Annotated in this window: 5 protein-coding genes; 1 reads left to right on the top strand and 4 read right to left on the bottom strand. The window is 50.3% G+C overall.

Features of this window, described 5'->3' with window-relative positions:
• Positions 1 to 296 precede the first annotated feature (296 nt).
• The 4 genes from sixA to QZF50_RS21910 all read right to left on the bottom strand — a co-directional run bounded on the left by sixA (position 297) and on the right by QZF50_RS21910 (position 4,903).
• Entirely contained in the window at positions 297 to 782 is a 486-nt protein-coding gene (gene sixA / locus QZF50_RS21925) for a phosphohistidine phosphatase SixA (RefSeq protein WP_001195819.1), read from the bottom strand.
• A 202-nt stretch (positions 783 to 984) separates the two neighbouring features.
• Positions 985 to 3,129, bottom strand: coding sequence for a fatty acid oxidation complex subunit alpha FadJ (gene fadJ, locus QZF50_RS21920; protein ID WP_000425061.1), 2,145 nt, complete (start codon positions 3,127 to 3,129; stop codon positions 985 to 987).
• Positions 3,129 to 4,439, bottom strand: a complete 1,311-nt coding sequence (fadI, locus tag QZF50_RS21915) for an acetyl-CoA C-acyltransferase FadI (RefSeq protein WP_000531991.1) — start codon at positions 4,437 to 4,439, stop codon at positions 3,129 to 3,131. The genes fadJ and fadI overlap by 1 nt, the downstream gene beginning before the upstream one ends.
• Positions 4,440 to 4,618: 179 nt before the next feature.
• Positions 4,619 to 4,903, bottom strand: coding sequence for a YfcZ/YiiS family protein (locus tag QZF50_RS21910; RefSeq protein ID WP_000030901.1), 285 nt, complete (start codon positions 4,901 to 4,903; stop codon positions 4,619 to 4,621).
• Positions 4,904 to 5,274: 371 nt separating this feature from the next.
• On the opposite strand from QZF50_RS21910, the gene fadL reads away from it, so the two are divergent.
• Positions 5,275 to 6,615, top strand: a complete 1,341-nt coding sequence (gene fadL / locus QZF50_RS21905) for a long-chain fatty acid transporter FadL (RefSeq protein WP_061892464.1) — start codon at positions 5,275 to 5,277, stop codon at positions 6,613 to 6,615.
• Positions 6,616 to 6,932: the final 317 nt, after the last annotated feature.

Here is a 6,932-nt window from a genome sequence, read left to right as displayed (position 1 = left end):
ATATAAACACTATAGCCAGAATTTAATCAAGTTTCAATTACATCCTGCCTGATTATTCAACTCTATTATCTGTATTAATAAATGACAATGAGTGTCAAACAGACATTATTCATTTCAACATGTAACTTTGGGCAAAATCAAGATACGCGCAGAAGAATAATTTCCGAATGAATGTAGAAAGTGTTTTATTTATAGATAAGGAGAGTCTTCGATAGTAGTGAGGTTGACAGATATCCGCTGCCTGATGAGCAATTATGCCCAATGAATCTACCTCATTGGGCATAATTTGGAACACATCAGATAGCTTTTGCCATCTTCAGATTACACGGGCTCATCTGCCAGTTGAATGTACCGTTTCCGCTTTCATCAAGCGTTACGCTGGCAATGGCCGAGGTGGTAAACATAGGCGGCGTTTCGCCCGGACATAACTCGGCAACCAGATACCCGACTAACGGTAAGTGAGAGATCACCAGTACCGAAGCAACACCTTCATTGGTCAACGCCTGCAAATAGGCACTGACCAGACCAACATCGCCGCAGGGCGTTAACTCCGGCAGAACTTCTGCACTGGAAGGCAGGTTCAAACAATCCCCTACTTCTTCCAGTGTTTGCTCGGCTCGCAGGAACGGGCTCACCAGAACGCGTTCGATTTCCACTTTTTGACCTTTCAGCCAGTTCGCCATCAGGCGAGATTCGTCACAACCATTAGTGGTCAGAGGACGAACGGAATCACTGGCGGCATCGAGGGCTGCGTCGCCGTGACGCATGATAAAAACTTGCATATTGCACCGCTTTTGTTAACCAGATTCGCCCGTTTTCTTTCATCTGAAACCAGAGAAAGAAAACGGTGGCCGGCATTGTGCCTTATCCATTCACCGAATGAAACGCTGTTTTTTACCTCAATGGCGTAAGTATAGTCAATATGCGTTTACATTTTGACCAACACTCCGCCATTCAGCGCGGATTCATATAGCTTTGACCTTCTTATTGCAGGTCAGTTGCAGTTGTTTTCCAAAAACTTTCCCCACGCGCGCCCATCTCGACCAAACGCTCGCAAGGGGTAAAACGGGAACCATACTGCGTGGCAAGTCGTTGCATTATTGCAACCACTTCGCCCGCGCCGAGAGAATCGATATAGCGGAACGGTCCACCGAGAAATGGCGGAAAACCAATGCCAAATACCGCACCAATATCCCCGTCACGCACGCTACGGATAACCTGCTCATCAACACAACGTACTGCTTCATTCAGCATCAACATCACACACCGTTCAGCAACCTGCGGTGCGGAGAGTCGCCCCTGCCCTTGTGCGCCAATGAGCGGGTAAATGGCGGGATCGACCTGTTTTTTGCTTTTACGCCCTTTCTGACCATAAAGATAGAAACCCCGCCCATTTTTTCTGCCTTTGCGATCGTCGTTCAAAATTGAAGAAACAACATTTGCAGGCGCGCTAAAACGTTCTCCATAAGCGGCTTCCAGTACAGGAATAATTTTAGTCCCGGTGTCGATTCCTACCTCATCCAAAAGTTGGATTGGACCTACCGGAAAACCAAATTTCACTAGCGCAGCATCAATGTGCTCTACCCGTTCACCTTCGGTCAGCATGCGGATAGCTTCATTAATGTAAGGCGCTAAGATGCGATTGACGTAAAACCCGGCTTTGTCACGCACGACAATGGGCGTTTTGCCCTGTTTTTTCGCCAGTTTTACCGTAGTGGCGATGGTTTGCGCTGATGTACCCGCATGAGGAATAATCTCCACCAGCGGCATTTTTTCCACCGGACTGAAGAAATGCAGGCCGATAACTTGCTCAGGTCGCGTGGCGTGAGCGGCGATATCACCAATCGGCAAAGATGACGTATTCGAAGCAAAGATGGTATGAGCGGCGCAATTTTGCTCCACTTCCGCCACCATCTGTTGTTTTAATTCGAGATTTTCAAACACCGCTTCAATAATCAGATCGCGATGGGCAAAGCCGCGATAGTCCGTCGTTCCGGAGATTAATGCCAGCTGTTTGTCACGTTCGCTGGCTTTGAGATGACGACGGCGAACTTTGCCCTCCAGCTGATCCCAACTGTACTTCAGCGCATGATTTATGCCCTGCGGGTTGATATCTTTAATTCTGACCGGAAGCCCCGCTTTACAAGCAGTGACATAAGCAATACCGCCGCCCATCAAGCCACCACCTAAAATTCCCACGCTGTTTAATGGCGCAGGCGGTGCATCACTACCGGGATCTTTCTTCACTTCCGTACTGGCAAAAAAGATACTACGCAGCGCCTGCGATTGTGGCGTCATCGCCAGTTCGCCAAACGCCCGAGCTTCGGCGTCATAACCGCTGCTGGTGCCCTGCGCTAATCCCGTTTCAACAACCTCCAGGATGCGTTCTGTCGCCGGATAATTGCCTTGAGTTTTGTGTTCTGTTTTCTTACCGACCATTTTGAACAGCAGCGCACGACCTAACGGCCCCGCCAGAATACGCTCGCGTACAGGTAGAGGGCGGGAAGATGGGCGATCCTTCTTCGCCAGCTCAACAGCGACTTCCAGCAAAATGGAGTGCGGAACAACGTCATCCACCAGCCCCAGCTTTAATGCCTGTTTCGCCCGAAGTTGTTTTCCGGTGAGGATCATCTCTAATGCTGTGCTGACGCCTATCAGACGCGGTAAACGCTGGGTGCCGCCTGAACCGGGTAACAATCCAAGTTGTACTTCAGGCAAACCGAGCACCGTTTTAGGATCGTCAGTACAAACGCGACCGTGGCACGCCAGCGCCAACTCCAGCCCACCACCCAGGCAAGCGCCATGAATAGCCGCGATAACCGGAATGGGCAAAGCATGAATCTCCGCCATCAACTGTTGGCCCTGCCGCGCCAGAGCTTCCGCTTCTTGCGCCGTTTTGCAGTTGCCGATCATGTTGATGTCTGCGCCAGCAATGAAGTTGTCCGGTTTAGCGGAGACAAACACCACGCCTCGCAACTCTTTGTTTTCACGGAGTTGCTTAATAATGGCGCGCACCTGCGAGGCAAACTCCGCCTTCAGGGTATTCATTTTCTCACCCGGTACGTCGATGGTGATGATAGCAATGTTGTCCAGACGAACATTAAGAGTAAACACTGATGCCATTTCCATTATTCCGCCTCCAGAACCATTGCCGCGCCAAGCCCACCGGCAGCACAGGCGGTAACTAAACCAAATCCACCGCCGCGACGGCGAAGTTCATGCAATGTCTGGGTAATCATCCGCGCGCCGGTCGCCGCGAAGGGATGCCCGTAAGCAATCGAACCGCCAAGCACGTTAAATTTGCTATCGTCCACTTCGCCAGTGGCATGTGCACGCCCCAGTACTTCACGAGCAAAACGTTCACTACCCAGCAACTGAATATTCGCCAGTGTCTGAGCTGCAAAGGCTTCGTGCATATCGATCAATGTCAGATCGCTCATTGTCAAACCGGCACGTTCCAGCGCCAGCGGTGTTGACCAGGCCGGACCGAGCAACATGTCCTGCCAGACATCAATCGCAGTAAATGCGTAGCTGCGCAGATACCCCAGCGGCACCAGCCCTAATTCTTTCGCCCGGGATTCAGTCATCAGGATCACCGCCGCTGCGCCATCGGTCAGCGGCGTACTGTTCGCCGCCGTTACCGTTCCGTGTTTGCGATCAAACGCCGGGCGCAGCTTTGCGTAATCGGCAAGCGAGGAATTACCGCGAATATTGTTGTCTTCGACAAGCGGTTGTTTATAAGGAGGGATAAAGGCAGTCATCACCTCTTCTTTGAGTTTACCGTCTGACCACGCCTGAGCGGCACGCTGATGCGAACGGTGCGCTAATGCATCTTGCTGTTCTCGGGTGATGCCGTAGGTTTTCGCCATTTGTTCGGCGGTGTCGCCCATCCGCAAGCCAGTAGAATATTCTGCTACCGCAGGCGGTACGGGCATTAAGTCGCGCAAACGCAGGCGAGAGAAGAGTTTCAGGCGCTGGCTCATGGTTCGAGCTTTGTTGACATCAACCAGCACGCGCGCCAGTTTTTTACTGACGCCAATTGGCAATACGGAAGAGGAATCTGCCCCACCGGCAATCCCCGCTCGGATAGTTCCCGCCATCAGGCTTTCTGCGACGTTTGCAACCGCCTGGAAACTGGTAGCGCAAGCGCGGCTGACGCTGTAAGCATCGGTATGCACATTCATTCCGGTACCGAGAACAATTTCACGCGCAATGTTGGGGGCTTCAGGCATTTGTACGACCTGACCAAAGACCAGCTGTTCAATCACTTCAGCGGGGATCTCGCTGCGTGCCAGCAGTTCGCCTACCACCATCTTCCCTAAATCAACCGCGGGAATGCCATGAAAAGCCGTCCCCTGGCGGGCAAAAGGCGTACGTAAACCGCTAACAATGGCGATACGATCGCCCTGGCGGGTAACCAGCGGTAAAACCTGACCCATAACACTCCCCTGTAAAAAAATAAATAAAGTGGTCTGACCTGATCATAGTCTTAACCATTTTTTTACATTTAGCCAAGCGGAGAAAAAAGAAAGTGGGAGCTATGACACAGTGAAGACAGGAGAAAGAAAAGAAAACGCCCCTGCCAGCAACTGACAGGGGCGAACGTACCCGAGAGGAATTAACGCAGACCCAGCTGGAAGATCAGCATTTCAGCTTCGCAGGCAAAAGTGAAATCGATATCCAGGCGCACACCGTCAGACTCTTCAGTGAAAGTCGGGGAGATTTTGCACGGTTCGGATTCCACGCTACGGGCTTTTTCAGTCAGCGCCGCCAGCGTTTGTTCTGCTTCTGCGCGGTTTGCAAACACGCGGCTGTAAGACGCGGTGCAGTCGGAGTTGTCCATAATGGTGCCAACATCCATACAGCAGCAAACCGGGGTTTCATCAGCACTACATTTACTCATCGTTGATTTCCTCTGTATGTGCACCCAAGGTGCCAGATAAACGTTGTGGATATTTTACGCTTCCGGAAAGTGCTGCTCCAGTTGTTAATTCTGCAAAATCGGATAAGTGACCGAAATCACACTTAAAAATGATCTAAAACAAAATTCACCCGAATCCGCGAGTGCGCAACCTCCAAATTTTGCCAGCTGGATCGCGTTTCTTAGATCATATTTGAAAAAAGATGGAAACATACTTGCAACATTCCAGCTGGTCCGACCTATACTCTCGCCACTGGTCTGATTTCTAAGATGTACCTCAGACCCTACACTTCGCGCTCCTGTTACAGCACGTAACATAGTTTGTATAAAAATAAATCATTGAGGTTATGGTCATGAGCCAGAAAACCCTGTTTACAAAGTCTGCTCTCGCAGTCGCAGTGGCACTTATCTCCACCCAGGCCTGGTCGGCAGGCTTTCAGTTAAACGAATTTTCTTCCTCTGGCTTGGGCCGGGCTTATTCAGGGGAAGGCGCAATTGCCGATGATGCAGGTAACGTTAGCCGTAACCCCGCATTGATTACCATGTTTGACCGCCCGACTTTTTCTGCGGGTGCGGTTTATATTGACCCGGATGTGAATATCAGCGGAACGTCTCCGTCTGGTCGTAGCCTGAAAGCCGATAACATCGCGCCTACGGCATGGGTTCCGAACATGCACTTTGTTGCACCGATTAACGACCAATTTGGTTGGGGCGCTTCTATTACCTCTAACTATGGTCTGGCAACAGAGTTTAATGATACTTATGCAGGCGGCTCTGTCGGGGGTACAACTGACCTTGAAACCATGAACCTGAACTTAAGCGGTGCGTATCGCTTAAATAATGCATGGAGCTTTGGTCTTGGTTTCAACGCCGTCTACGCTCGCGCGAAAATTGAACGTTTCGCAGGCGATCTGGGGCAGTTGGTTGCTGGTCAGATTATGCAATCTCCTGCCGGGCAAACTCCTCAAGGGCAAGCATTGGCAGCTACCGCCAACGGTATCGACAGTAATACCAAAATCGCTCATCTGAACGGTAACCAGTGGGGCTTTGGCTGGAACGCCGGAATCCTGTATGAACTGGATAAAAATAACCGCTATGCACTGACCTACCGTTCTGAAGTGAAAATTGACTTCAAAGGTAACTACAGCAGCGATCTTAATCGTGCGTTTAATAACTACGGTTTGCCAATTCCTACCGCGACAGGTGGCGCAACGCAATCGGGTTATCTGACGCTGAACCTGCCTGAAATGTGGGAAGTGTCAGGTTATAACCGTGTTGATCCACAGTGGGCGATTCACTATAGCCTGGCTTACACCAGCTGGAGTCAGTTCCAGCAGCTGAAAGCGACCTCAGCCAGTGGCGACACGCTGTTCCAGAAACATGAAGGCTTTAAAGATGCTTACCGCATCGCGTTGGGTACCACTTATTACTACGATGATAACTGGACCTTCCGTACCGGTATCGCCTTTGATGACAGCCCAGTTCCGGCTCAGAATCGTTCTATCTCCATTCCGGACCAGGACCGTTTCTGGCTGAGTGCAGGTACGACTTACGCATTTAATAAAGATGCTTCAGTCGACGTTGGTGTTTCTTATATGCACGGTCAGAGCGTGAAAATTAACGAAGGCCCATACCAGTTCGAGTCTGAAGGTAAAGCCTGGCTGTTCGGTACTAACTTTAACTACGCGTTCTGATAACACGTTCGCCTGGATAAAGTCACCTGCATAGCAGGTGACTTTAACTCCCCCACTTCACCGAAAGTAGTGTCCTCATTGCTTACCTCCTGAGTTTTGCAAACAGCCTGATGGCAGCTTGCCCTTTCAAATCAATAAGCGGTATCCACAGACAAATCTGAAGGGAAAGGCATATTTTCAGGCGTTCTGCTCGTCCTTCTCAAAGAGTTTACTTTTCTGAATTTCCAGGATACTCCCCCCCCCTGGCTATTGTGCGCTCATACACTCAAATTAAAGATAGGTTCTAAATAAATGAGCGTTTTTTGATAGTCTATTTC

The organism is uncultured Escherichia sp. (assembly GCF_948475835.1).
Lineage (GTDB): Bacteria > Pseudomonadota > Gammaproteobacteria > Enterobacterales > Enterobacteriaceae > ECMA0423.
This window is presented reverse-complemented; position numbering and strand designations above follow the sequence as displayed.